The organism is Nocardia otitidiscaviarum NBRC 14405 (assembly GCF_000308635.1).
In the GTDB taxonomy this organism is placed as follows: domain Bacteria; phylum Actinomycetota; class Actinomycetes; order Mycobacteriales; family Mycobacteriaceae; genus Nocardia; species Nocardia otitidiscaviarum.
On record NZ_BAGD01000050.1, the window covers coordinates 1 to 22,151 of the forward strand.

A 22,151-nucleotide genomic window follows, 5' to 3' on the forward strand; every position below is an offset into this window, starting at 1 on the left:
GATCGCCGCGCCCATTCCCGCGGGTGTGGCCAGCGGTATGCGCGTGCGACTGGCCGCGCAGGGCGAGGTCGGCCCCGGCGGTGGCCCGGCCGGTGATCTGTACGTCGAGATCGTGGAGCAGCCGCACGACACCTTCGTGCGCGACGGCGACGATCTGCACTGCACCATCCGCGTACCCATGGTGGACGCGGCGCTGGGCGCGACGGTGGTCATCGACACCATCCTCGACGGTCCGGTGGAGCTCACCATTCCGGCGGGCACCCAGCCCGGCGAGGTGTCGGTGCTGCGCGGCCACGGCATGCCCAAGCTGCGTGCCAACTCCCGCGGCGATCTGATCGCACACCTGGACATCGTCATCCCGAGCAAGCTGGACGGCAAGCAGACCGATCTGCTGCGCAAGTACAAGGGCCTGCGCGGTAACGAGCGCACCGAGGTGCTGACGGCCCAGTCCGAGCACAACAGCGGACTGTTCGCCCGGCTGCGCGCCTCCTTCAGCGGACGCTGACCCGGTGGCCGCCACCGTCTTCTACCTGGACGAGGTCCCCGAACCGGGCGGCACCGCCGTCCTGGACGGTCCGGAGGGGCGGCACGCCGCCACGGTGCGTCGCATTCGGGTGGGTGAGCCCATCACCCTCTCCGACGGGCACGGGGTCCTCGCCGAATCGGAAGTGGTGGCGGCACAGAAGGATCGGCTGGAACTGAAGGTCCTCGGCCGCCGGGTCGCCGATCCGGCGACCCCGCAGGTGACGGTCGTCCAGGCGTTGCCCAAGAGCGACCGCTCCGAACTGGCCGTGGAACTCATGACCGAGGCGGGCACGGACGCCATCGTCCCCTGGCAGGCCGCCCGCTGCGTCTCCAATTGGGAAGCCAAGGCGCACAAGGCCGTCGAGAAATGGCGCAGTGCCGCCAAACAGGCCGCCCGCCAGTCCCGGCGCGCCTACATCCCCGACGTGGCCGACCTGCACCGCACCGCCGACGTGCTGGACCTGGTCCGCACGGCCAAGGCCGCGGGCGCGGTGGTGGCCGCCCTGCACGAATCCGGCACCGGCCGCTTCACCCGCCTGCCCTTCGCCGACGCACCCGAGATCGTGCTCATCGTCGGCCCCGAAGGCGGCCTGGACGATACCGAACTGACCGCCCTCGCCGCCGCGGGCGCGGACACCGTCCTACTCGGCCCCACCGTGCTGCGCACCTCCACCGCCGCGGCCGTCGCCCTCGGCGCACTGGGCGCGCTGACACCCCGCTGGTAGCCGGATCACGGGCGTTCGCGCAGCGGCACCGCCAGCAGCGCCGCCGCGCCGATGAGTACGGCCACGTAGGCGGCGAGCCCGGCCCACCCCCGGTGGCCGAATGCCAGGCCCGCCGCGCCGCCGATGACCGAATTGCCCAGGTAGTAGGCGAAGACGTAGAGGGACGACGCGGCGGCGCGGTTGCCGGCGGCGGCCGTGCCCACCCAGCCGCTGGCCACCGCGTGCGCGCCGAAGAAGCCCGCGGTGCAGAGCAATACGCCGAGCAGGAGCAGCGGCAGCCGGTCGGGCAGGGTGAATGCGACGCCGACCGCCATCGCCAGGATCGCCGCGACCAGGACGCGGTGCCGACCGTGGCGGTCGGCCCAGCGGCCCGCGAGGGTGGCCGCCGCGGTGCCCGCCAGATACATGGCGAAGACCGAACCCGCCACGGACTCGGACAATTCGAACGGCGGTCGGGTGAGGCGGAACCCCAGGAAGTTGTACATGGCGGTGAATCCGCCCGCCAGCACGAAGGCCGTGCCGAACAGCGGAAGCAGGGTGCGGTGGCGCAGATGGCCCGCGAGATCCGCTGCGAGCGTGCGGATATCGGTGGCGACCGGGGTGAAGTGCCGCGAGGGTGGCAGCACCCGCACGAACCACGCCGTGCACAGCGCCGCCGCCACCGCCAGCATCGCCCCCGCCCAGCGCCACGAGGCCGCCTCCAGGGTCACCGCCGGAATCAGCCGCCCGGCCAGACCGCCCACGCTGGTCCCGGACACGTACACGCCCATGGCCGCGCCCAATCCGGCCCCGCCGATCTCCTCGGCCAGATACGCCATGGCCACGGCGGGCACCCCGGCCAGCGCGAGCCCCTGGAGCGCGCGCCCGACCAACAGCACGTCGAGCGTCGGCGCGAAGGGCAGCAGCAGCCCGATCGCGCAACTCGCCACCGCCGACGCCCGCATCACCCGGGTGCGCCCGAATCGGTTCGACAGCACGCTCACCGGCACGATCGCCAGCGCCAGCAGTCCCGTGGTGAGCGAGACCGCCAGCGCCGCATGCGCCGGAGCCGCCCCGAACGCCGCCGACAGGCTGGGCAGCAGCGCCTGGGCGCTGTACATCGACGCGAAGGTGGTCAAACCCGCCGCGAACAGGGCGAGGATGATGCGCTTGTCCCGGGACGCGGTCTCGGTGGCCGCCGCGATGCTCATGTTGCCCACCATGCGCACACCGGGCATGACAAAGGAAATGCATAATGAATCGGAAGTTGATGCTGAATCGGTATTTGTGCAGCTAATCGGCGGAGGGACGAGTATGGGCAGTGACGATCTGCACTGGTTCATCACGCTCGCCGAACTCGAGCGGGTGGGCGCGGCCGCCGAACGCCTGCACCTGACCCAGCCGACCCTGTCGCGCATGCTGGCCCGCCTGGAGCGCCGCCTCGGTGTGCACCTGTTCGACCGGCACGGAAAACGCCTCACGCTCAACGACTTCGGGCGCGTCTACTACGAGCACGCACGACGCGCCCGCGCCGAACTCGAGGCCGCGGAGCGGGAACTCGCCGACCTCGCGCACCCCGCCAAAGGCGTGGTGCGGTTGGCCTTTCAGCATTCTCTGGGCGCGCGTCTGGTCCCCGAACTGATCGCGGGCTTCCGTCGCCGCACCGGGCGCATCACCTTCACCCTGAGCCAGGACGCGGCCGATGTGGTGACCGCGGCGGTGCTCGACGGCCGCGCCGATCTGGGCCTGGTCTCGCCCAAACCGGCCGCGCCCGGACTGGGCTGGCGGCCGCTGCTGCGCCAGCAGCTGGCGTTGGCGGTGCCCGCCGACCATCGGCTCGCCGGGCGGCGACAGGTCGGCCTGGCCGATGCCGCCGATGCCGAATTCATTGCCATGCACCCGGGTTTCGGCATGCGTCGGGTGCTCGACGACCTGTGCGCCGCCGCCGACTTCCGCCCCCGCATCGGCTTCGAATGCAGCAATCTCGGCACCATCGCGGGTCTGGTCGCGGTGGGTCTCGGGGTGGCGCTGCTGCCGCTCGAGGACCCGCGTATCACCGGCCTCCAGCCGGGGCTGACGTTGCTGCCGCTGACCGATTCGAATGCCCTGCGAACCGTCGGCATGATCTGGGTGCCCGGCGCCGCGCCGTCGGAGGCGGTGCGGCGGTTCCGCGATTTCACCCTCGACTGGGCGGCGGCGCGCCCCGGTCACCAGCCCGCCTCGACCGGGTGACGGTCTCGCAGCGGCACTGCCGGTAGCAGCATATTCACTGGGCGCTGTCGGTGGACGGCGCTAAACTTTCATCAACGAAGGTGACGTTCGAGACCGGAAAGCAGGCTATAGCCACTTTTGAGAACACCAGGCGAAAACGGCGACCAGACCACTCCCGTCGCGGGCATCGGGGCCGGCGGCAACGGGTCCGGACCGGCGGGGCGGACCGTACGTTCGAGCATCGAACTCGCACCGGAATCGGTGTTCGGATTCCTGGGTTCGGCGGATGAGAACCTGCGTGAACTCGAACGCCTGCTCGACGCCGACATCCATGTCCGCGGCAATTCCGTCACTCTCACCGGCAAACCGGCCGACGTGGCTCTCGCGGAGCGCGTCATCGCCCAGCTGGTGGCGCTCACCGCGCGCAACCGGGTGGTGACCCCCGAGGCGGTCCGGCACACGTACTCCATGCTCACCGAGGGTTCCTCGGATTCCCCGGCGGAGGTGCTGAGCCTGGACATCCTGTCCCGGCGCGGCAAGACCATCCGGCCCAAGACGCTCAATCAGAAGCGCTACGTCGACGCCATCGACGAGCACACCATCGTGTTCGGCGTGGGTCCGGCCGGTACCGGCAAGACCTACCTCGCCATGGCCAAGGCCGTGCAGGCATTGCAGACCAAACAGGTCAACCGCATCATCCTGACCCGGCCCGCGGTCGAGGCGGGGGAGCGGCTGGGCTTCCTGCCGGGCACGCTCAACGAGAAGATCGACCCGTACCTGCGCCCGCTCTACGACGCCCTGCACGACATGATGGATCCCGAGGCCATTCCCAAGCTCATGGCCGCGGGCGTCATCGAGGTCGCGCCGCTGGCGTACATGCGTGGTAGAACGCTGAATGATTCCTTCATCATCTTGGACGAGGCGCAGAACACCACGGCCGAGCAGATGAAGATGTTCCTCACCCGGTTGGGCTTCGGTTCCAAGATCGTGGTGACCGGTGACATCACCCAGGTCGATCTGCCCAGTGGTGCGCGGTCGGGGCTGCGGGCGGCGACGGAGATCCTCGACGGCATCGAGGACATCCATATCTCCGAGCTCACCAGCGCGGATGTGGTCCGCCACCGGCTGGTCGGGCAGATCGTGGACGCCTACGACCGGTTCGAGGCGGAGACGCGCCCGCAGGTGACGGCGCACTATCCGGGCAATCGCGCGCAGCGGCGTGCCGCGAGCCGAGCGGAGCGGCGCTGAACTCGGCCGATAGGCTGAGCGGGTGAGCATCGAGATCGCCAATGAATCGGGTATGGACGTATCCGAAGAGGAGCTGGTCAGTGTCGCGCGTTTCGTGATCGGCCAGATGGACGTGCATCCGGCGGCCGAACTGTCGATGGTGCTGGTCGATCTCGACACCATGGCCGATCTGCACATGCGCTGGATGGACCTGCCCGGTCCCACCGACGTCATGTCGTTCCCCATGGACGAACTGGAGCCGGGCGGGCGTCCCGACGCCGGTGAGCCCGGCCCCTCCATGCTGGGCGATATCGTGCTGTGCCCCGAATTCGCGGCCCAGCAGGCCACCAAGGCCGGACATTCCGTCGACCACGAGTTGGCGCTGCTGACCGTGCACGGCGTCCTGCACCTGCTCGGCTACGACCACGCGGAGCCGGAGGAGGAGAAGGAGATGTTCGCCCTGCAGGCGTCGCTGCTGGAGGGCTGGTACGAGAGTGTGCGCGAGGCCCAGCGGCGCGCCGAACTGGCCGAGCGGGATGCGCGGCTGCTCGGCAAGACCGGCTTCACCGCGCCCGGAGATCCCTTGGACCCGGCGTGAATTCACTGTTTCTGCTGGCGCTGGCGATCGTGCTGGTGCCATTGGGTGGTATTTTCGCGGCGCTCGACTCCTCGCTGAACACCATTTCGGCGGCCCGGGTGGACGATATGGTGCGGGCCGAGCGGCCCGGCGCGGCGCGGCTGGCACACATCATCACCGATCGGCCCCGCTATGTGAACCTCATGGTGCTGCTGCGGGTGCTGTGCGAGATCACCGCGACGGTCCTGCTGGCCGCGGTCCTGCTGGACTGGATGGATCAGCTGTGGGCGCTGGTCGTCACCGCCGCCGTCATGGTGCTGGTGGACTACCTGGTGATCGGGGTCGGGCCGCGCACACTGGGTCGTCAGCACGCGTATTCGCTCGCGCTGGCGGCGTCCTTGCCGTTGCAGGCGATCGGCACCCTGCTCGGTCCGGTGAGCCGGCTGCTCATTCTCATCGGCAATGCCATCACCCCCGGTAAGGGATTCCGCAACGGCCCCTTCGCCTCCGAGATCGAACTGCGCGAGGTGGTCGACCTCGCCGGTGAGCGCGGCGTGGTGGCCGACGACGAACGCCGCATGATCCAGTCGGTCTTCGAACTCGGCGACACCGCGGCCCGCGCGGTCATGGTGCCGCGCACCGAAATGGTGTGGATCGAGTCGGAGAAGACCGTGGCGCAGGCGATGTCGCTGGCGGTGCGGTCCGGGCACTCCCGGATTCCGGTGATCGGCGAGAACGTCGACGACATCGTCGGCGTGGTGTACCTGAAGGATATGGTGCCCTACGCGGATCGCAGCCGGAAGGTCCGCGTGCACGAGGTGATGCGCGCGGCCGTCTTCGTACCGGATTCCAAACCGCTCGACGATCTGCTCGACGAGATGCAGCGCCGCCGCAATCACATGGCGGTGCTGGTGGACGAATACGGCGGCATCGCCGGACTGGTCACCATCGAGGACGTGCTCGAGGAGATCGTCGGCGAGATCGTGGACGAGTACGACCAGAACGAGGTGCCCGACGTCGAGGACCTCGGCAACGGCAAATACCGCGTCTCCGCCCGACTGTCGGTCGAGGACCTGGGCGAGCTGTTCGGTATGGCGATCGAGGAGGAGGACGTCGACACCGTCGGCGGGCTGCTCGCACACGAATTGGGACGCGTGCCGCTGCCGGGTTCGAAAGCGGTGGCGCACGGACTGGTGCTGAAGGGGGAGGGCGGATCCGACGCCCGCGGCCGGGTGCGGGTGCACACGGTCGTGGTGAAGCGGGCCGCCGAGAAGACCGGTGCCGAGAAATCCGATGCCGGTAGGTCCACATCGGAACGGGTCGACGGCGAATCGGCCGGAGTGAACGGCGTCGGCGGGTCCGGCGCGAATGAGGATGGAGAGGCCGATGATTGAACTGGATGCCGAGGACAACAAGCTGCTGATCCTGGCGCGCGGGGCCATGGGCCGCACCGGGTGGTCCGGCGGGGCGGCGATCCGGGACACCGACGGGCGCACCTACGCCGCCGGTGAGGTATCGCTGCACGCCCTGCGGCTGACCGCGCTGCAGGCCGCCGTCGCGGCCGCGATCTCCAGTGGCGCCGAGGGTTTCGAGGCGGCGGTGGTGGTCGGCAGCCCGTTCTCCGACCGGGGGGTGGCCGCCGTACGCGAGGTGTCGGAGACGGCGAGGATCATCTTCTCCGATGCCAAGGGCAAGGTCTTCGACATTGTCGACGGGCCCGTGGAGGGCGATCCCGCCCAGCGCTCCGGCGTACCGGAGAGCTCCGACGCACATACCGGATCCGAGGTGTTCGAATGAGTGAATTCCGTTCGGGTTTCGTCTGTTTCGTGGGACGGCCGAATACCGGCAAGTCCACGCTCACCAATGCCATGGTGGGGCAGAAGATCGCCATCACCTCCTCGCGGCCGCAGACCACCCGGCACACCATTCGCGGTATCGTGCACCGCGAGCACGCCCAGCTGATCCTGGTGGACACCCCCGGCCTGCACCGGCCCCGCACCCTGCTCGGGCAGCGGCTCAACGACCTGGTGCGCGACACCTACTCCGAGGTCGACGTGATCGCCATGTGCGTTCCGGCCGACGAGAAGATCGGCCCCGGCGACCGCTGGATCATCGAGCAGATCAAGCTCATGGCCCCCAAGACCACCCTGCTCGGCGTAGTCACCAAGATCGACAAGGTGAGCCGCGACCAGATCGCCCACCAACTGGTCGCGGTTTCGGAACTGCTCGGACCCGACGCCGACGTGGTGCCGGTATCGGCGGTCAAGGGCGAGCAGGTGGAAACCCTCGTCGATGTGATCGCCTCGAAGATGCCCGAGGGTCCGGCCTTCTACCCCGACGGCGAGCTCACCGACGAGCCCGAGGAAACCCTCATGGCCGAGCTCATCCGCGAGGCCGCCCTCGAAGGCGTGCGCGACGAACTCCCACACTCCCTGGCCGTGGTCATCGAGGAGATCCTGCCCCGCGAGGTGGACGCCGACGACCCGAATGCCAAGTCCGCCAAGGACATGCTCGACGTGCACGCCCTCCTCTACGTCGAACGCCCCAGCCAGAAGGCGATCATCATCGGCAAGGGCGGCGCCCGCCTCAAAGAGGTCGGCACCAACGCGCGCAAGCAGATCGAGCACATCCTCGGCACCCGTATCTACCTGCACCTGCACGTCAAGGTCGCCAAGGATTGGCAGCGAGACCCGAAACAGTTGGGCAAGTTGGGCTTCTGAGCCGGTCGCGCGGCGGTCTCACCGCCGCGCTTGGACGGTCAGTCCGCCGGTCGTCACGGTGCGCGTCATCTCGCGGGTCAGGAACTCGTGCGGGAAGCCCAGGTCGACGGCGCTCGCCGCCTCCAGTCGCGCCACCTGCCCGGCATCGAACTCCACGGTCAGCGCCCCGAGATTGTCCTCGAGCTGTTCGGGCGTCCGCGCGCCGATGATCGGCGCGGTGACGGCAGGGTTACGCAGCGTCCAGGCCAGCGCGACCTGCGCCGGGGTGCGGCCCAGCTGCGCCGCCACCTCCTTCACCACCTCGGCGATGGCGAGCCCGCGTTCGGTGAGCGCGCCACTGGCGAGGGCGACGTTCTTGCGGGTGCCCTCGGGCGAACCCACACCCGGTGCACCCAGATCGGCTCGGCTGTATTTACCGCTGAGCACGCCGCTGCCCAGCGGCGACCACGGGATCACGCCCAGGCCCAGCTCGCGGGCCATCGGGATGAGATCGCGCTCCACCGTGCGCTCGATGAGGCTGTACTCGATCTGCAACGCCACCAGCGGGGACCAGCCGCGCAGGTCGGCGATGGTCTGCATGCGTGACACCTGCCAGGCCGGGGCGTCGGAGATGGCCACGTACAGCACCTTGCCGTGGCGCACCAGATCGTCCATGCCGCGCAGGATCTCCTCGACCGGGGTCAGGAAGTCCCAGGCGTGCAGGTACAGCAGGTCGAGGTAGTCGGTCCGCAGGTTGCGCAGGCTGGCCTCCACCGACGCGAACATGCTCTTGCGGTGATTGCCGCCGGAATTCGGGTCGCCCGGCCGCCGCAGCATGGTGTATTTGGTTGCCAGCACCAGACTTTCGCGGTTGTCGCGAGTGAACTCGCCGAGCAGCCGCTCGGAGCTGCCGCCGGTGTACATGCTGGCGGTGTCGATGAAGTTGCCGCCCCGCTCGGTGTAGATGTCGAGCAGTTTGCGCGCCTCGCTCGCCTCCGCGCCCCAGCCCCAGTCCGAACCGAAGGTCATGGTGCCCAGGGCGAGCGGGGAAACCCGCAGTCCGGAGCGGCCCAGCGTCCGGTAGGTGTCGAGGGTGAGGGTCATCGGTCCTCCTGTGCTCGTCGGTCGTGGTCGACAACGAGTCTGCGGCGGTGGCCACCGGGCGGTAAGGGAGGAGTCTTCCTGGGAACGCCCGTCCTACCCTGGCCGTAGGATCGAGGGCGATGACTGGCACCGTGGATACGACCCGGGAACTCGCCGCCTTCCTGCGATCCCGGCGCGAACGTCTCGACCCGCGTGATCTCGGTCTGCCGCCGCGGCGACAGCACCGGCGCACCCCCGGCCTGCGGCGCGAGGAGGTCGCCGAACTGGCCGGAGTGAGCACGGACTACGTGGTGCGGCTGGAGCAGGGCCGCGGCCTGCGGCCGTCCCCGGAGGTGCTGGAGGCGCTGGCCCGCGCGCTGCGTCTGGACGAGGTGGAGCGCGACTACCTGTTCGACCTGGCCCGGCAGCGGCGTCCCGACGACGGCAAATCCGCCACCACGGCGGCTCCGGAGCTGGCGCTGCTGGTGGCGGATCTGTCGCCGCTACCGGCCATGGTGGTCAACCATCGCTACGACATCCTCGCCTGGAACCGCGAGATGTCGCTGCTGCTGCTCGATTTCGACGCCCTGCCGCCGCGACAGCGCAACACCATGTGGCTGTGCGTGCTCCACCCGGACCTGCGGGAGTTCTTCGGTGACCGGGAGCGCGCCATGCGCGAGGGCATCGCGGGGCTGCGCGCGGCCTGGGCCGCGCATCCCGATGATGCGGTGCTGGTCGAACGGATCGAGGAATTCCGTTCCGGGAGTGCGGAGTTCGAACACTGGTGGACGCAGCGGGATGTGCGGGTGAACGGTCGCGGCCACAAGGTGTTCCACCACCCCGAACTCGGCGTGCTCACCGTGCGCTACGAGCAGCTCATGCCATTGCAGGATCCGGATCAGTGCCTGGTGATCTATCGCGCCGCCGACGAGGAGAGCCGGGCCGCGCTGCACCGGCTGACGGCCGGGCCTACAGCTGAGTGAGCGCGGCCAGCAGCGTCAGGGCCGGGAAGAGAGCCTGCTTGGCGGCCGCGTTCGCCTTGTCGCGGTAGCGGGCGACCAGCACCACGGCCGCGGCGAGCATGGAGCCGCAGCTCATCAGGATCAGCGCCCAACCGGCCGAGGCGTCGGCGCGGACCAGGGCCACGCCGACGAATGCGCCGACGGCGAGGAACAGGTTGTAGAACCCCTGGTTGAACGCCCACGGCTGCGTGGCCGCCACCTCGTCCTCGGCGACGCCGAAGATGCCGCGGTGCACCTTCGGGTCGGTGAACCGCACCGCCTCCATGTAGAAGATCGCCACATGCACCAGACCCGCGAGCGCGGCCAGGATCTGTACGACTGCCAGCACGACGGCCTCCTCGAAGTCGGGGACTCGCTCCCAGCGATCCGGTCTCAGACACCCGGACCGAGCGGCTCACCAGGGATGGGGGTCAGGGATCTGGGTTCCGGTCGGGCGCCCGGTCGTGCGGATGCTACCGGGCGCGGCATTGGTCACCCCGCAGGCACGCCGCCTCGGCGCGGCCCAGCGGGTGCGGGCGCGCCGTCGATGTGGCGGCGTGGCTTCGGCGGTGCCGAATGGCCTCAGCATCGTCGACACGGCCGGAAATCGACGATCCCGGCCGATTACCGCCTGTCGGTGCTCACGCCGCCGGATGCTCCAGCCACCACGGCGCGGGCCGCTGCTCGTACCACTTCAGCTCCGACTCCAGTTGGGCCGCAACCGAAACCAGCAGCTCCTCGGAGTTGGCCGGACCCATGAGCTGCGCACCCACCGGCAGTCCGGCGGCGGTGAAGCCCGCGGGGACGTTGACGCTGGGCCAGCCCAGCACATTCCACGGCCAGGTGTACGGGCAGGCGGCGGTGATGAGGGCGTCGGTCGCCATGGTGCCGATGCCGTCGATCTCGGTGACGCCCGGGGGTGGGGTGGCGGTGGTGGGGGAGAGCACCACGTCGAACCTGTCGTATATGGCGCCGATGCGCATGCGCAGCAGGGGTTCGGCGGCGCGGGCGGCGAACAGGGCCGGGCCGAGCACGCGGCCGAGCAGGGCATTGTGCCTGGTGCGCGGGTCGACGGCCGCGCCCGGCAGTCGGTCGAGCGCGTGCCGGATACCCACCATGGAGCGGGGCAGGAAGCTCGCGCCCAGGAGTACGCCGTAATCCACATCGGCCGTCGTCACCTCGTGGCCGAGGCCGCGCAGGGTGTCCGCCAGGGCATGGACGCGCGCCGCCACCTCCGGATCGAGTGCGGTCCTGGTCGCGGTGAAGGGGATGCGCAGGGACAGCGCGATGCGCAGGCGGCCGGGATCGCGGCCCACGGCCTCGGAGACGCGCAGGGCGCGCGGGACGTGCTTGTCGCCCGGATGCGGCCCGGCGGCCGCATCGAGCAGCAGCGCCGCGTCGGCGACGGTGCGGGCGAGGGGGCCGTTCACGGTGAGCCCCTCGAACGCCTCGGCCAGCGGCCAGGTGGAGATGCGTCCGCGCTGCGGTTTGATGCCCACCAGGTTGTTCCAGGCCGAGGGGATGCGCACCGAACCCGCGCCGTCGGAACCGAGTGCGGCGGGAACCAATCCGGCCGCCACCGCCGCGGCGGAACCACCGGAGGAGCCGCCCGGCGTATGCTCGGCGCTCCACGGATTCCTGGTGTGCCCGAAGGCGTCTCCGCTGGTGAACGGGAGCTGTCCGAGTTCGCAGGTATTGGTCTTGCCGACGATCACCGCTCCGGCCGCGCGCAGTCGCCGCACCGATTCGGCGTCCTCGGTCTTGGCGGGAAAGTCGCCGCCGCAGCCGAAAGCCGTTGGGGTACCGGCGAGATCGGTGTCGTCCTTGATGGCGATGGGCACACCGAGCAGCGGCAGCCGCTCCCCGGCGGCCAGCCGCCGATCCGCCGCCGCCGCGTCGGCGAGCGCCCGCTCGCGCACCACCACCCGGAACGCGTTGAGCGTGGGCTGGCTGGCCTCGATCCGATCCAGCGCGGCCGTGGTCGCCTCGACCGAGCCGATCTGTCCGGCGGCCAGCGCCGCCGCGAGTTCCGCCAAGCCCAATTCGCCCACGGCCGCCATCGTCATGTGATTCCCGTCTCCCTGATATCCCATTCGCAAGGTAGCGCGATTCTGGTCACACGTCCAATGTGTCCGCCCTCCCGTCCCGCGCGCCGAGGGGGAACCGGTGGCGGCATCGCGCAAGAAGGTCCCGCCACCAGTTCCCCCTCGCGAACAGGAGCGCGACTCGCCGGGGTGCTGTTAACGGTGCGCGATCTTCCAGCGCCGGTAGGCGGCGGGCAGACAGCGGGCGCAGGGGCGGTATCCAGCGGCGACGGCGGTGTGATCGTCGGCGAAGAAGACGCGATGCCGTCGATAGTTCCCGTGGGCCAGAGCGCGCAGGGCGGACGGGCAGTCGAGGCGGCCGTAGATCCGCGCACGGCGATGTCCGCCGAGTGTTCCGGGGGTGGTGCTCGGGTATGGCTGCCCGTCCGCGCCTACGAGGATGTATGCCAACCGGTCAGCCGCCGGGACGCGGTCACGGGCGGGCGATGCACCGCTAGGCCGCGTCATGGAACACCAGGCCGAGAGTGTGGCGGCGGCCCGAGCGCACGGTGCTCACGCCGTGGCGCATGGGGCCGATCGACCACCCCCGGCTGGAGCGCACCGGCCGGTCGCGGGTGGTGAACACCAGTCCGTGGCCCTGCGGCAGGGCGGTCGCCGAACCGCGGGACTGGGCGCGCGGGCGCTGTTCGACCATGAGGAATTCGCCGCCGGTGTAGTCCACGCCGGGGCGGTCCAGGCCGATCACCACCTGGAGCGGGAACACCATGTCGCCGAAGACGTCTCGGTGCAGGGCGTTCCAATCGCCGGGCCCGTAGCGCAGCAGGATCTGCGCCGACCGCGACTGTTCCGCGCGGTGGCACATCGCGATCCACTCCGGCAGCGAATCCGGCCAGGGCGCGGGCAGTTCCAGCCGCCGCGCCCACTCCCGGGCGATGGGGAGCAGTCTCGGATACAGCGCTTCCCGCAGCTCCCGCACCACCGCGGGCAGGTCGTGGGTGAAGTACCGGTACTCGCCCGAACCGAACCGGTGCCGCTGCATGTTCACGGTGGTGCGGAACAGTTCGTCGCACTCGTACAGGCCGGTGAGTGCCCGGCATTCGTCGACGTCCAGCAGCGGCCCGGTGAGCGCGCTGCCGTACGCGTCGAGTTCGGCCGCGATACCGGCCCAATCCTGCTGTGCCACCGCGTATTCCCGCTGCGCGGCGGTATCGAGCCGGGCCGCGGTCATGCCGGTAGCAGCACGTGCTCGAGCGCCAGCAGCCGCTGCTTGCGCTGTAGCCCACCGGAGTACCCGGTCAACGCCCCGTTCGCGGCGATCACCCGGTGGCATGGGCGCACGATGAGCAGCGGGTTCGCCCCGACGGCCGCGGCGACCACCCGTACCCGCTGCCGCCGTTCCCCCGCCCGCGCCGCGATCTCGCCGTAGGTGGCGGTGGAGCCGTACGGGATCTCCTCGACGGCCCGCCACACCCGCCGCTGGAACTCGCTGCCACCGCCGCCGAATTCGAGCTCGAACCGGGTGCGCGTCCCGTCGAAGTACTCCCGCAGCTGCGTGGCGACCGTACTGAACGCCGCCGCGTCCGGGGTCCACTCGGGCAGCACGATCGCCCCGCCCTTCTGCCCCGGCACCGACACCGAGGCGAGCGCGACACCCCCGGGCACCGGCTCTCCAACCAGCAGCAGCTCGCCGAGCGGGCTGTCCATTGTCGTGTAGACGGTCATGACCGTCTCCTCTCACTCGTCGTTCCCCATCGACTCTGCCGCCCCGGCAACCGCATGACTGGCGGAAATAAGACATGTCGTTCCCTTGGGTGAGATCCCGGCGGACGGTGGGCCGAATGACGGCGGCTCCGCGTTGCCGGAGCGAATTCGCCTCGTTATCCGGCCATACCCCGCCGCCCCGTGATCACGATCGCCGTGCCGCGGTGCCCGTCCGGAACCCCCGCCCGATCCGCTGCCGCGAACGAACCCAGCCGGCGCCCGCAGTCGGCAGGTCCGGTTCCGCCGCGCTGTCCATCCCGCCCGCGTCGCGACCCGCCTCCGGCCGACATCGCGATTCGTCGGGGCGACGTGGGAGACTTACCCGCGTGCGTTTGTATCGGGACCATGCCGTGGTGGTGCGCCAGCACAAGCTGGGCGAGGCCGATCGCATCGTCACGCTCCTGACCCGCCAGCACGGGCTGGTGCGCGCGGTCGCCAAGGGTGCCCGGCGCACCCGGTCCAAGTTCGGGGCGCGGCTGGAGCCGTTCGCCTACGTGGACGTGCAGCTGTATCCCGGCCGCACCCTCGACACCATCACCCAGGTGCACACGGTGGAGGCGTTCGCCGCCGATATCGTCGCCGACTACGGCCGCTACACCGCCGCCTGCGCGGTGCTCGAGACCGCCGAGCGGCTGGCGGGCGAGGAACGCGCCCCCGCCCCCCGCCTGCACACCCTCACCGCGGGCGCCCTGCGCGCCATCGCCGCCGCCCACCGCCCGCACGAACTCATCCTGGACGCCTTCCTGCTGCGCGCCATGGGTTTCGCGGGCTGGGCCCCCGCCCTCACCGACTGCGCCCGCTGCGCCACCCCCGGCCCGCACCGCGCCTTCCACGTCGCCGCCGGCGGCGCGGTCTGCGTGCACTGCCGCCCACCCGGCGCCGCCACCCCCGCCCTCGGCGTCCTCGACCACATGCACGCCCTCGAGCGCGGTGACTGGTCGGTGGTCGACACCGTCCCCGACCACCTGCGCCGCCAGGCCACCGGCCTCATCGCCGCCCACCTGCAATGGCACCTGGAACGCCAGCTCCGCACCCTCCCCCTCATCGAACGCACCCGCCCCCACGAACCCCTCGAAGCCTCGGCCCCCTCCCAGGTGGGTTGATCTTCGACCCCGGTGTCCGCCAGCACTCCGGACCGCGAGCAGCGCGGCCGACTTGTGGAGAGTTGGCGGCGATAGCGACGGTCTCGGTCGGGCGCTGTGCGGCGTGGTGCAGGATTGGGGGCGTGATCGGTAATCGCAAGTCCTCCGTAGCCATGCCTGCCGTGCGTCCGCCGTCGCCGCATCCGTCGGGGGCGACGCCGCCCAAGATTCCGGCCGAGTTCGTGCCCCGGCATGTGGCGCTGGTGATGGATGGCAACGGTCGGTGGGCGCAGGAGCGGGGTTTGCCGCGGACCGCGGGGCACGAGCGGGGTGAGGCCGTGCTCATGGATACCGTCGAGGGCTGTATCGAGATCGGGGTCAAGTGGCTGTCGGCGTACGCGTTCTCCACCGAGAACTGGCGGCGCAGCCCCGATGAAGTGCGCTTCCTCATGGGCTTCAATCGGGATGTGATCCGGCGGCGGCGCGACGAGATGCACGAGATGGGGGTGCGGGTGCGCTGGGCGGGGCGGCGACCGCGGCTGTGGCGCAGCGTGATCAAGGAACTCGAGGTCGCCGAGGAACTCACCAGGGACAATACGGTGATGACCCTGACCATGTGCGTGAACTACGGCGGTCGCGCCGAGATCGCCGATGCGGCAAGGGAAATCGCGCGCCGGGTGCAGGCGGGTGAGATCGATCCGGAGAAGATCAACGAAGATACCTTCGCCCGGTTCCTGGACGAGCCGGATATGCCGGACGTGGACCTGTTCCTGCGTCCCTCGGGTGAGTTCCGCAGCTCCAACTTCCTGCTGTGGCAGTCCGCATACGCCGAATACGTCTTCCAGGACACGCTTTTCCCGGATTTCGACCGCCGCAATCTGTGGGCCGCATGCCTGGAATACGCCAAGCGCGACCGCCGGTTCGGTGGGGTGAAGTGAGCGAGACGACCACCGCCGAGGAACTCCAGGCCCGCGCCGGTGCGTGCCTCGAGCGCTACGACGTCCCGGTGCAGGTGGAGGATGGCGGTCTGGGCTTCCAATACGACGGCGCGCTCTGTTCACTGCGCGGGGTGAACCTCGCTCCTGGCCTGGACGTGCTCACCCTGACCTGCGTGCTGGCCTGGGACCGGCCGCTGAAACCGCAGCTGCACAAGCGCGTCGCCGAGCGCAATGCCGGGCTCCAGTTCGGTTCCATCACGGTCATCGGCCACGACAAGCAGGCCGATGTCATCCTGCGCTACACCTTCCCGGCGGCCGGGTTGGACGATGAGGCGCTGGCGACCATGCTGTTGCTGGTGCTGTCGGGGGCGGGGCGCGCCCGGCAGGGACTGCTGCCGTAGCGATTCGGATACGGCGGCCGTGACGTAATGAAACAGCTGCCGCATCTGTGTACCATTGTCTCTCTCAGGAGGACACGTGGAATCTGCGCTGCCCGTTCACAATCCGGACCCGAATGCGGAGACGCTGCTCGAACGCGCCTATCAGCAGGTCGTCGCGCGCGTCGACGACCCCGATCCCACCCGGGCGAAACTGCTCGACGCGGCCTTCGAGCAGTTCTGCTGGCTGGGCATCCAGCGCTCGACCATGGAGGATGTGGCGCGGCGCGCCGGGGTCTCCCGCATCACCCTCTACCGCCGCTTCGCCACCAAGGACCTGCTGGTCGAACAGGTGATACTGCGTGAGTTCCGCCGGTACTTCCGTCAGTTCTTCCTGGATATCGCGCCCGCCGAGTCCGCGGCCGACCGTGTGGTGCTCGGATTCGTGAGTTCCCTGCGCACCATCCGGAACAACCCGCTGATCGGCGGCCTGATCGCCGCGGAGCCGAATCACCTGGTGAGTTCGCTCATCGGCGACGACGGGCGCACCGTGGCCATGGTGAGCCAATTCGTGGCCGGTCAGTTGCGTCAGGAGCAGCGGGCGGGCACGGTGTCGGAGGCGGTTCAGGTCGATCTGGTGGCCGAACTCATGGTGCGCACCTGCGCGTCGTTCCTGGCGATCCCGAGCCGGATCGTCGATCTGGACGACGACGAGCGGCTGGCCGAGATCGCGCGGCGCTTCCTGGTGCCCATGCTGCGGCCGGACGAGCCCGCGGACTGAGCGCACCGCCGCGAATCTCGTTCAGGCGGGAGCGATTTCGTCGGCCCGGTACTGCGGGAACAGCAGTTCGGTGCCGCGGGCGATGTCTTCCGGCGTGGTGTCGCCGATGATGAGGTGCTGCAGGATGTAGCCGGGCAGGATGCCCATGAGCGTCTTGGCGACGGCCTCGATGTCAGCGTTCTCGGGTAGCCAGCCGACCTCGCGCATCCGGCGGGCGTACTCCATCCAGAGCCCGCGGATACTGCCGATATTGGTGCGCACGAAGTCGGCGATATGGGGATTGGTGAGCGCCAGCGACCACGCCTGGGGGAGCAGTCGCACCGGACCGCCGGGTTGGGCCTGCTGCGTGATCGTCTCTGCCATGAGGCGAACCAGCTCCGGTGGAGTGGGCAGTGGATCGCGGTGCACCGCCTCGGTGAGCGACTCGCGCAGTCCGCCGCTGGCCTGGTAGATGAGCGCGGCGACGATGTCGTCCTTGCTCTTGAAGTAGCGGTAGACGGCCCCCGCGGAGAGTCCGGCCTCGGCGAAGACGTCCTGCATGGTGGCGGTGTGCAGGCCCTTGCGGGCAAAGCAGGTCTGGGCGGCTTCGAGGATCTGCTGCCTGCGGCGTTCCAGGTGTTCTTCGCTGACTCTGGGCATGGTTCAAAAGTAAAACGAATATCCGTTCTTGACAAGCTGACAACCGGATGTCAGGGTTGTCCCATCAAAGAGAACGAGCCTCCGATTTTCTTGGGAGCCACCTGATGAACACCACCCAGCGCGCCATCGCCCTCGGGATCGCCGCCGCCCTCATCCAGGCCGTCATGCTTATCGCCTTCGCCTGGCCCGCCGTCAATATCGGGGCGCGGGAGCTGCCCATCGCCGTGACCGGACCGCAATCGGCCGTGGTGGCCGACAAACTCACCCAGCGCGACGCGGACGCCTTCGAGATCACCACCGTCGCGGACGAATCCGCCGCCCGCACCGCCATCGACGAGCGCGAGGTGTACGGCGCCATCGTGACCGGGGACGGACAACCCCGGGTGCTGATCGCCTCCGGCGCGAGTCCCGCGGTGGCGCAACAGCTCACGGCCATCGGTCAGCAGCTCGCCGGCACCCCCGCCGCTCCCGTCGAGGATGTGGTGGCCGCCGATCCCGATGATCCGCGCGGTGCCGGATTCGGCGCGATGGTGCTGCCCCTGGTGATGTCCGGTCTCGCCGCCGGGGTGCTGCTGTCCCTGCTGATTCCCGCGGTCGGCGGACGCGTCGCGGGACTGTTCGGCTTCGCCGTCACCGGTGGACTGCTGAGCATGGCCATCGTGCAGGGCTGGCTGTCGATCCTGCCCGGGTCCTACTGGACACTCGCCGCCATCGCCGGTCTGGTCTCCTTCACCGTCGCCGGAACCGTGGTCGGACTGGCCACCGCCGTCGGCCGCGCGGGTATCGGGCTGGCCGCGCTCACCCTGCTGCTGATCGGCAACCCCTTCTCCGGGGCCACCTCCGCTCCCGAACTCCTGCCGCAGCCCTGGGGCGCCCTCGGTCAGCTGCTGCCGCCGGGCGCGGCGGCCAGCCTGCTCCGCTCGGTGGCGTTCTTCGACGGTGCCGGTGCGGCGGCACCGCTGACCGTCCTGCTGGTCTGGGCCGCCGCGGCCCTGGCCCTGCTCGGACTGGGTGCCGTGCGTGCCCGCCGGGTCGAGGCCCCGGCCGGTGCCCCGGTCCCGGTCGCCGCCTGAGGCATCACCCGGCGAAATCGGCGCAGCGCCCGCTCCTTCGGGAGCGGGCGCTGCGCCGTCGCGTGCTGTGCGTCGACCTTGCGGCGTGGCGGCTGTCGCCGATCGCGCTCAGCGCTTGCCGTTGGCGCACGCGCGGCAGCAGCCGAAGATCTCCACCGTATGGCTGATATCGCTGAATCCGTGTTCGGCCGCGACGGTGTCGGCCCACGCCTCCACGGTCGGCCCCTCCACCTCGACCGTGCGCCCGCAGTGGCGGCAGACCAGATGGTGGTGGTGGCCCTTGGAGCACTGCCGGTACACCGATTCGCCGGAGTCGGTACGCAGTACGTCCACGTGCCCGGCGTCGGCGAGTGACTGCAGCGTCCGGTAGACGGTGGTCAGCCCGATGCCCTCGCCTCGTTTGCGCAGTTCGTCGTGCAGTTCCTGCGCCGACCGGAACTCCTCGATATCGGACAGCAGCGCCGAGATGGCGCTGCGCTGACGGGTGCTGCGGACCCCGACCGTCTTGGCTTCCGACTTTCCCGCCACGATCACCCTTCCTCCGCATGCGCCACGGCATCGACCACGATATGCGCCAGATGCTCGTCGACGAGTTCGTAGATCACTTCGCGCCCGGTCCGCTCACCGCGCACGACGCCCGCGGACTTGAGAATCCGCAGGTGCTGGCTGATGAGTGGCTGGGTGACACCCAGGGTGTCGACCAGTTCGTGCACGCAGCGCGGCGATTCGCGCAGTTGCAGCACGATGGCGATGCGCACGGGTGCGGCCAGTGCGCGCAGCAGTTCCCCGGCATTGTCGAGGATGCCGCGCGGTGGGACGGCAGGTGGGGTGGGCGACCGGTACGGGTACGGGTCGTGTGGGATCGCGGTCGGCGCTTCGGTGTCCACGCGGGATCGCCGCGTGGGGGCGCCGCTGTCGGCGGTCATCGAACCAACTCCTTATTGGAAACCACTGCCATTATTGGTATGCACAGGTGCGCATGTCAAACAGGCGCGCGGAGAGTCGGCACCGGCAGGATATGTGGGGGCCGCGACATCGGAGGCGAGTGGGTGCAAATCCGCTTGGTCGGTGCCGATAGTCTGGAGCCAATCCCTTGCAATCTTCCGGACCGGATGGAGAAATCTCGAGTGGCACCCAAGTCGAAGGTGGACACCGTCGCCAACCTGGCCAAGCGCCGGGGCCTGGTGTACCCGTCGGGTGAGATCTATGGCGGCACCAGGTCGGCGTGGGATTACGGCCCGCTGGGAGTCGAGCTCAAGGAGAACATCAAGAAGCAGTGGTGGCGTTCCATGGTCACCAGCCGCGAGGATGTGGTCGGCCTCGACTCCTCGATCATCCTGCCGCGGCAGGTGTGGGTCGCCTCCGGTCACGTCGCGGTCTTCAACGACCCGCTGGTGGAATGCCTCAACTGCCACAAGCGGCACCGGCAGGACCACCTGCAGGAGGGCTACGCGGAGAAGAAGGGCATCGACGATCCGGACAGCGTGTCCATGGAGGTCATCGCGTGCCCGGACTGCGGCACCGTCGGCAAGTGGACCGAGCCGCGCGACTTCAACATGATGCTCAAGACCTACCTGGGCCCGATCGAGTCCGAGGAGGGCCTGCACTACCTGCGGCCGGAGACCGCGCAGGGCATCTTCGTGAACTTCGCGAACGTCATGACCACCGCGCGCAAGAAGCCGCCGTTCGGCATCGCCCAGATGGGCAAGAGCTTCCGCAACGAGATCACCCCGGGCAACTTCATCTTCCGCACGCGCGAGTTCGAGCAGATGGAGATGGAGTTCTTCGTCAAGCCGGGCGAGGACGAGGAGTGGCACCAGTACTGGATCGACACCCGGCTGGCCTGGTACACCGATCTGGGCATCGCCCCGGAGAACCTGCGACTCTACGAGCACCCGAAGGAAAAGCTCTCGCACTACTCGACCCGCACGGTCGACATCGAGTACCGCTTCCACTTCGCCGGTAGCGAGTGGGGTGAACTGGAGGGCGTCGCCAACCGCACGGACTTCGACCTGAAGACCCACTCCGAGCATTCCGGCAACGATCTGAACTACTTCGACCAGGCCACCGGTGAGCGCTACACCCCGTACGTCATCGAACCCGCGGCGGGCCTGACCCGTTCGCTCATGGCCTTCCTCATCGACGCCTACAGCGAGGACGAGGCGCCCAATGCCAAGGGCGTGATGGAGAAGCGCACCGTGCTGCGGCTCGATCGCCGCCTCGCGCCGGTGAAGGCGGCGGTGCTGCCGCTGTCGCGCAATGCCGACCTCTCGCCCAAGGCGAAGGATCTCGCGGCGCGGCTGCGCAAGAACTGGAATGTCGAGTTCGACGACGCCCAGGCCATCGGTCGCCGCTACCGCCGCCAGGACGAGATCGGTACCCCGTTCTGTATCACTGTCGATTTCGATACCTTGGAGGACCAGGCGGTAACGGTTCGGGAACGGGATTCCATGGCGCAGGAGCGGATCGGCCTCGATCAAGTGGAGAACTACCTGGCCACGCGGCTGCTGGGTGCCTGAATAAGATCACAGGAAAGGATCGGTCGAAATCGACCGGTCCTTTCTTTTTGCTTTCTGCCCCAAGAATTCGGGGCATACGCAGAAATTCGGGTATGCGACTACTCGTGTTAACAACCCATGACCGTCGCACTATTTATGTGTGTGGGCATCGGCGCCTGACGCTGTAGCTCTATCTGCCTGAGGTGAGTCATGAGCGAGCGAGTAATCGGTCCCCGCTCGGGCCTGCAATGGGTCTCATTGGGGGACAAGTCATTATCCATGTGTACCGCGGCGCGGTCCACTGTAACTTCATTCAAATCCTGGGCGGATCGTTTTCTGACCCAGCCCTGCGACGACCTGGGTCGGGACGGACCGGTATGTCCGTACGTCCGGCCCTCCACCCGGCGTGATCTGCTCTGGCTGGGACAGGTCCCGGCCGTCCGGCCGCGGCTGAGCTGGATGCGCACGATCATCGAGGACGCCCTGGAAATCTATCCCGAATTACCCACCGGGAACGGTAGTTCCACCTCGGTGCTGCGCGGACTGATCACGGTGTTCCCGAACCTCGGGGACTATTCGCTGATCGACGATCTGCACGCGGAATTCAAGAGCAGCTTCGTGGAACGCGGATTCATGCTGGGACAGTTCTATCCCGGCTGTGATCAACCGGGATTGTGGAACAAGGAATTTCGGCCCCTGGACGCACCGCTGCCCATGCTGGTGGTGCGCACCATGATGACCACCGATTTCCCATTCCTACTCGACCGTACGGAATGGATGGACGCCTACGTCCGCAAGTTCGCGCCCATGATTCCGGCGCATGTGCGATCGGTGGTGGTGGGACGCCTGACCTCCCGCGCCGACGCACCGGTACCCGCCTACGAGGTGCAGCCGGAGGATTCCGCCTGCCCGCTGCCCGCCCGGTGACCG

The 22,151-nt window shown here is 69.1% G+C and carries 26 protein-coding genes; 16 read left to right on the top strand and 10 right to left on the bottom strand.

Going from position 1 to position 22,151, the window contains the following annotated elements:
- Together ON31_RS09000 and ON31_RS09005 are read left to right on the top strand one after the other, a co-directional pair.
- The coding region (locus ON31_RS09000) for a DnaJ C-terminal domain-containing protein (protein ID WP_039811511.1) at positions 1 to 505 on the top strand (505 nt) is incomplete at its 5' end.
- Positions 506 to 509: 4 nt separating this feature from the next.
- Complete coding sequence (locus ON31_RS09005; protein WP_039811512.1) at positions 510 to 1,250, top strand: 16S rRNA (uracil(1498)-N(3))-methyltransferase; 741 nt, start codon at positions 510 to 512, stop codon at positions 1,248 to 1,250.
- A 5-nt stretch (positions 1,251 to 1,255) separates the two neighbouring features.
- Here the strand turns inward: ON31_RS09005 and ON31_RS09010 are convergent, their stop codons facing one another.
- On the bottom strand, positions 1,256 to 2,440 hold the full coding sequence (locus ON31_RS09010) for an MFS transporter (RefSeq protein ID WP_039811666.1): 1,185 nt from the start codon (positions 2,438 to 2,440) through the stop codon (positions 1,256 to 1,258).
- A gap of 103 nt (positions 2,441 to 2,543) precedes the next feature.
- On the opposite strand from ON31_RS09010, the gene ON31_RS09015 reads away from it, so the two are divergent.
- From ON31_RS09015 to era, 6 genes are all read left to right on the top strand, one after another.
- Entirely contained in the window at positions 2,544 to 3,461 is a 918-nt protein-coding gene (locus ON31_RS09015; protein WP_039811514.1) for a LysR family transcriptional regulator, read from the top strand.
- Between the two features lie 165 nt (positions 3,462 to 3,626).
- Complete coding sequence (locus tag ON31_RS09020) at positions 3,627 to 4,688, top strand: PhoH family protein (RefSeq protein ID WP_029932058.1); 1,062 nt, start codon at positions 3,627 to 3,629, stop codon at positions 4,686 to 4,688.
- Between the two features lie 22 nt (positions 4,689 to 4,710).
- The gene (gene ybeY / locus ON31_RS09025) at positions 4,711 to 5,265 is read left to right on the top strand and encodes an rRNA maturation RNase YbeY (RefSeq protein WP_029932059.1); all 555 of its coding nucleotides are present in this window, start codon (positions 4,711 to 4,713) and stop codon (positions 5,263 to 5,265) included.
- Positions 5,262 to 6,638, top strand: coding sequence for a hemolysin family protein (locus ON31_RS09030; protein ID WP_039811517.1), 1,377 nt, complete (start codon positions 5,262 to 5,264; stop codon positions 6,636 to 6,638). The genes ybeY and ON31_RS09030 overlap by 4 nt, the downstream gene beginning before the upstream one ends.
- Positions 6,631 to 7,041 carry a cytidine deaminase-like protein gene (locus ON31_RS09035; protein WP_081592315.1) on the top strand — a complete coding sequence of 137 codons (411 nt, stop codon included), beginning with the start codon at positions 6,631 to 6,633 and terminating at the stop codon, positions 7,039 to 7,041. The genes ON31_RS09030 and ON31_RS09035 overlap by 8 nt, the downstream gene beginning before the upstream one ends.
- Positions 7,038 to 7,964, top strand: a complete 927-nt coding sequence (gene era / locus ON31_RS09040; protein ID WP_039811518.1) for a GTPase Era — start codon at positions 7,038 to 7,040, stop codon at positions 7,962 to 7,964. The genes ON31_RS09035 and era overlap by 4 nt, the downstream gene beginning before the upstream one ends.
- Before the next feature lie 18 nt (positions 7,965 to 7,982).
- Here era and ON31_RS09045 read toward each other — a convergent pair whose 3' ends face one another.
- Entirely contained in the window at positions 7,983 to 9,047 is a 1,065-nt protein-coding gene (locus tag ON31_RS09045; protein ID WP_039811520.1) for an aldo/keto reductase, read from the bottom strand.
- Positions 9,048 to 9,166: 119 nt separating this feature from the next.
- Here ON31_RS09045 and ON31_RS09050 point away from each other — a divergent pair, with 119 nt between their 5' ends.
- Positions 9,167 to 10,009 (top strand): helix-turn-helix transcriptional regulator, encoded by an 843-nt coding sequence (locus tag ON31_RS09050; protein ID WP_039811523.1) that lies wholly within the window; start codon positions 9,167 to 9,169, stop codon positions 10,007 to 10,009.
- Here the strand turns inward: ON31_RS09050 and ON31_RS09055 are convergent.
- From ON31_RS09055 to ON31_RS09075, 5 genes are all read right to left on the bottom strand, one after another.
- Positions 9,996 to 10,373, bottom strand: a complete 378-nt coding sequence (locus ON31_RS09055; RefSeq protein WP_218007300.1) for a DUF1304 domain-containing protein — start codon at positions 10,371 to 10,373, stop codon at positions 9,996 to 9,998. The two genes, ON31_RS09050 and ON31_RS09055, sit on opposite strands and share 14 nt — an antisense overlap.
- 295 nt (positions 10,374 to 10,668) lie before the next feature.
- A complete protein-coding gene (locus ON31_RS09060) occupies positions 10,669 to 12,093 on the bottom strand; it encodes an amidase (protein ID WP_039811528.1) in 1,425 nt (474 codons plus the stop codon).
- A gap of 174 nt (positions 12,094 to 12,267) precedes the next feature.
- The gene (locus ON31_RS09065) at positions 12,268 to 12,522 is read right to left on the bottom strand and encodes an Ada metal-binding domain-containing protein (protein WP_039811531.1); all 255 of its coding nucleotides are present in this window, start codon (positions 12,520 to 12,522) and stop codon (positions 12,268 to 12,270) included.
- A 43-nt stretch (positions 12,523 to 12,565) separates the two neighbouring features.
- Positions 12,566 to 13,300, bottom strand: coding sequence for a 2OG-Fe(II) oxygenase (locus ON31_RS09070; RefSeq protein ID WP_039811534.1), 735 nt, complete (start codon positions 13,298 to 13,300; stop codon positions 12,566 to 12,568).
- Positions 13,297 to 13,794: a methylated-DNA--[protein]-cysteine S-methyltransferase gene (locus ON31_RS09075; RefSeq protein ID WP_039811536.1), complete on the bottom strand. Its 498-nt coding sequence runs from the start codon at positions 13,792 to 13,794 to the stop codon at positions 13,297 to 13,299. Before ON31_RS09075 ends, ON31_RS09070 begins: the two co-directional genes overlap by 4 nt.
- Before the next feature lie 365 nt (positions 13,795 to 14,159).
- Between ON31_RS09075 and recO the strand changes: the two genes are divergently transcribed.
- From recO to ON31_RS09095, 4 genes are all read left to right on the top strand, one after another.
- A complete protein-coding gene (recO, locus tag ON31_RS09080; protein WP_039811538.1) occupies positions 14,160 to 14,936 on the top strand; it encodes a DNA repair protein RecO in 777 nt (258 codons plus the stop codon).
- Positions 14,937 to 15,088: 152 nt separating this feature from the next.
- Positions 15,089 to 15,853, top strand: coding sequence for an isoprenyl transferase (locus ON31_RS09085; RefSeq protein WP_039811539.1), 765 nt, complete (start codon positions 15,089 to 15,091; stop codon positions 15,851 to 15,853).
- Positions 15,850 to 16,254 (top strand): CesT family type III secretion system chaperone, encoded by a 405-nt coding sequence (locus ON31_RS09090; RefSeq protein WP_039811540.1) that lies wholly within the window; start codon positions 15,850 to 15,852, stop codon positions 16,252 to 16,254. The genes ON31_RS09085 and ON31_RS09090 overlap by 4 nt, the downstream gene beginning before the upstream one ends.
- 76 nt (positions 16,255 to 16,330) lie before the next feature.
- Positions 16,331 to 17,011, top strand: a complete 681-nt coding sequence (locus ON31_RS09095) for a TetR/AcrR family transcriptional regulator (RefSeq protein WP_051037014.1) — start codon at positions 16,331 to 16,333, stop codon at positions 17,009 to 17,011.
- A 21-nt stretch (positions 17,012 to 17,032) separates the two neighbouring features.
- Here ON31_RS09095 and ON31_RS09100 read toward each other — a convergent pair whose 3' ends face one another.
- On the bottom strand, positions 17,033 to 17,650 hold the full coding sequence (locus ON31_RS09100) for a TetR/AcrR family transcriptional regulator (protein ID WP_029932074.1): 618 nt from the start codon (positions 17,648 to 17,650) through the stop codon (positions 17,033 to 17,035).
- Between the two features lie 104 nt (positions 17,651 to 17,754).
- Between ON31_RS09100 and ON31_RS09105 the strand changes: the two genes are divergently transcribed.
- On the top strand, positions 17,755 to 18,723 hold the full coding sequence (locus ON31_RS09105) for a hypothetical protein (RefSeq protein ID WP_039811541.1): 969 nt from the start codon (positions 17,755 to 17,757) through the stop codon (positions 18,721 to 18,723).
- Positions 18,724 to 18,831: 108 nt separating this feature from the next.
- Here the strand turns inward: ON31_RS09105 and ON31_RS09110 are convergent, their stop codons facing one another.
- Together ON31_RS09110 and ON31_RS09115 are read right to left on the bottom strand one after the other, a co-directional pair.
- On the bottom strand, positions 18,832 to 19,251 hold the full coding sequence (locus tag ON31_RS09110) for a Fur family transcriptional regulator (RefSeq protein WP_172544842.1): 420 nt from the start codon (positions 19,249 to 19,251) through the stop codon (positions 18,832 to 18,834).
- Positions 19,252 to 19,253: 2 nt separating this feature from the next.
- Complete coding sequence (locus tag ON31_RS09115) at positions 19,254 to 19,649, bottom strand: ArsR/SmtB family transcription factor (protein WP_228807276.1); 396 nt, start codon at positions 19,647 to 19,649, stop codon at positions 19,254 to 19,256.
- Between the two features lie 201 nt (positions 19,650 to 19,850).
- Here ON31_RS09115 and ON31_RS09120 point away from each other — a divergent pair, with 201 nt between their 5' ends.
- Positions 19,851 to 21,242 (top strand): glycine--tRNA ligase, encoded by a 1,392-nt coding sequence (locus tag ON31_RS09120; RefSeq protein ID WP_039811543.1) that lies wholly within the window; start codon positions 19,851 to 19,853, stop codon positions 21,240 to 21,242.
- Between the two features lie 258 nt (positions 21,243 to 21,500).
- Positions 21,501 to 22,148, top strand: a complete 648-nt coding sequence (locus ON31_RS09125) for a DUF6875 domain-containing protein (protein ID WP_051037015.1) — start codon at positions 21,501 to 21,503, stop codon at positions 22,146 to 22,148.
- The last annotated feature ends 3 nt before the right edge of the window (positions 22,149 to 22,151 follow it).

What these genes read in the sequence shown, in the direction of transcription:
- ON31_RS09125 (WP_051037015.1), top strand. Translation starts at nt 21,501, where the DNA reads ATGTGTACCGCGGCGCGGTCCACTGTAACTTCATTCAAATCCTGGGCG.
- ON31_RS09105 (WP_039811541.1), top strand. Translation starts at nt 17,755, where the DNA reads ATGAACACCACCCAGCGCGCCATCGCCCTCGGGATCGCCGCCGCCCTC.
- ON31_RS09035 (WP_081592315.1), top strand. Translation starts at nt 6,631, where the DNA reads ATGATTGAACTGGATGCCGAGGACAACAAGCTGCTGATCCTGGCGCGC.
- ON31_RS09045 (WP_039811520.1), bottom strand. Translation starts at nt 9,047, where the DNA reads ATGACCCTCACCCTCGACACCTACCGGACGCTGGGCCGCTCCGGACTG.
- era (WP_039811518.1), top strand. Translation starts at nt 7,038, where the DNA reads ATGAGTGAATTCCGTTCGGGTTTCGTCTGTTTCGTGGGACGGCCGAAT.
- ON31_RS09075 (WP_039811536.1), bottom strand. Translation starts at nt 13,794, where the DNA reads ATGACCGTCTACACGACAATGGACAGCCCGCTCGGCGAGCTGCTGCTG.
- ON31_RS09060 (WP_039811528.1), bottom strand. Translation starts at nt 12,093, where the DNA reads ATGACGATGGCGGCCGTGGGCGAATTGGGCTTGGCGGAACTCGCGGCG.
- ON31_RS09015 (WP_039811514.1), top strand. Translation starts at nt 2,544, where the DNA reads ATGGGCAGTGACGATCTGCACTGGTTCATCACGCTCGCCGAACTCGAG.
- ON31_RS09100 (WP_029932074.1), bottom strand. Translation starts at nt 17,650, where the DNA reads ATGCCCAGAGTCAGCGAAGAACACCTGGAACGCCGCAGGCAGCAGATC.
- ON31_RS09050 (WP_039811523.1), top strand. Translation starts at nt 9,167, where the DNA reads ATGACTGGCACCGTGGATACGACCCGGGAACTCGCCGCCTTCCTGCGA.
- ON31_RS09010 (WP_039811666.1), bottom strand. Translation starts at nt 2,440, where the DNA reads ATGAGCATCGCGGCGGCCACCGAGACCGCGTCCCGGGACAAGCGCATC.
- ON31_RS09070 (WP_039811534.1), bottom strand. Translation starts at nt 13,300, where the DNA reads ATGACCGCGGCCCGGCTCGATACCGCCGCGCAGCGGGAATACGCGGTG.
- ON31_RS09115 (WP_228807276.1), bottom strand. Translation starts at nt 19,649, where the DNA reads ATGACCGCCGACAGCGGCGCCCCCACGCGGCGATCCCGCGTGGACACC.
- ON31_RS09085 (WP_039811539.1), top strand. Translation starts at nt 15,089, where the DNA reads ATGCCTGCCGTGCGTCCGCCGTCGCCGCATCCGTCGGGGGCGACGCCG.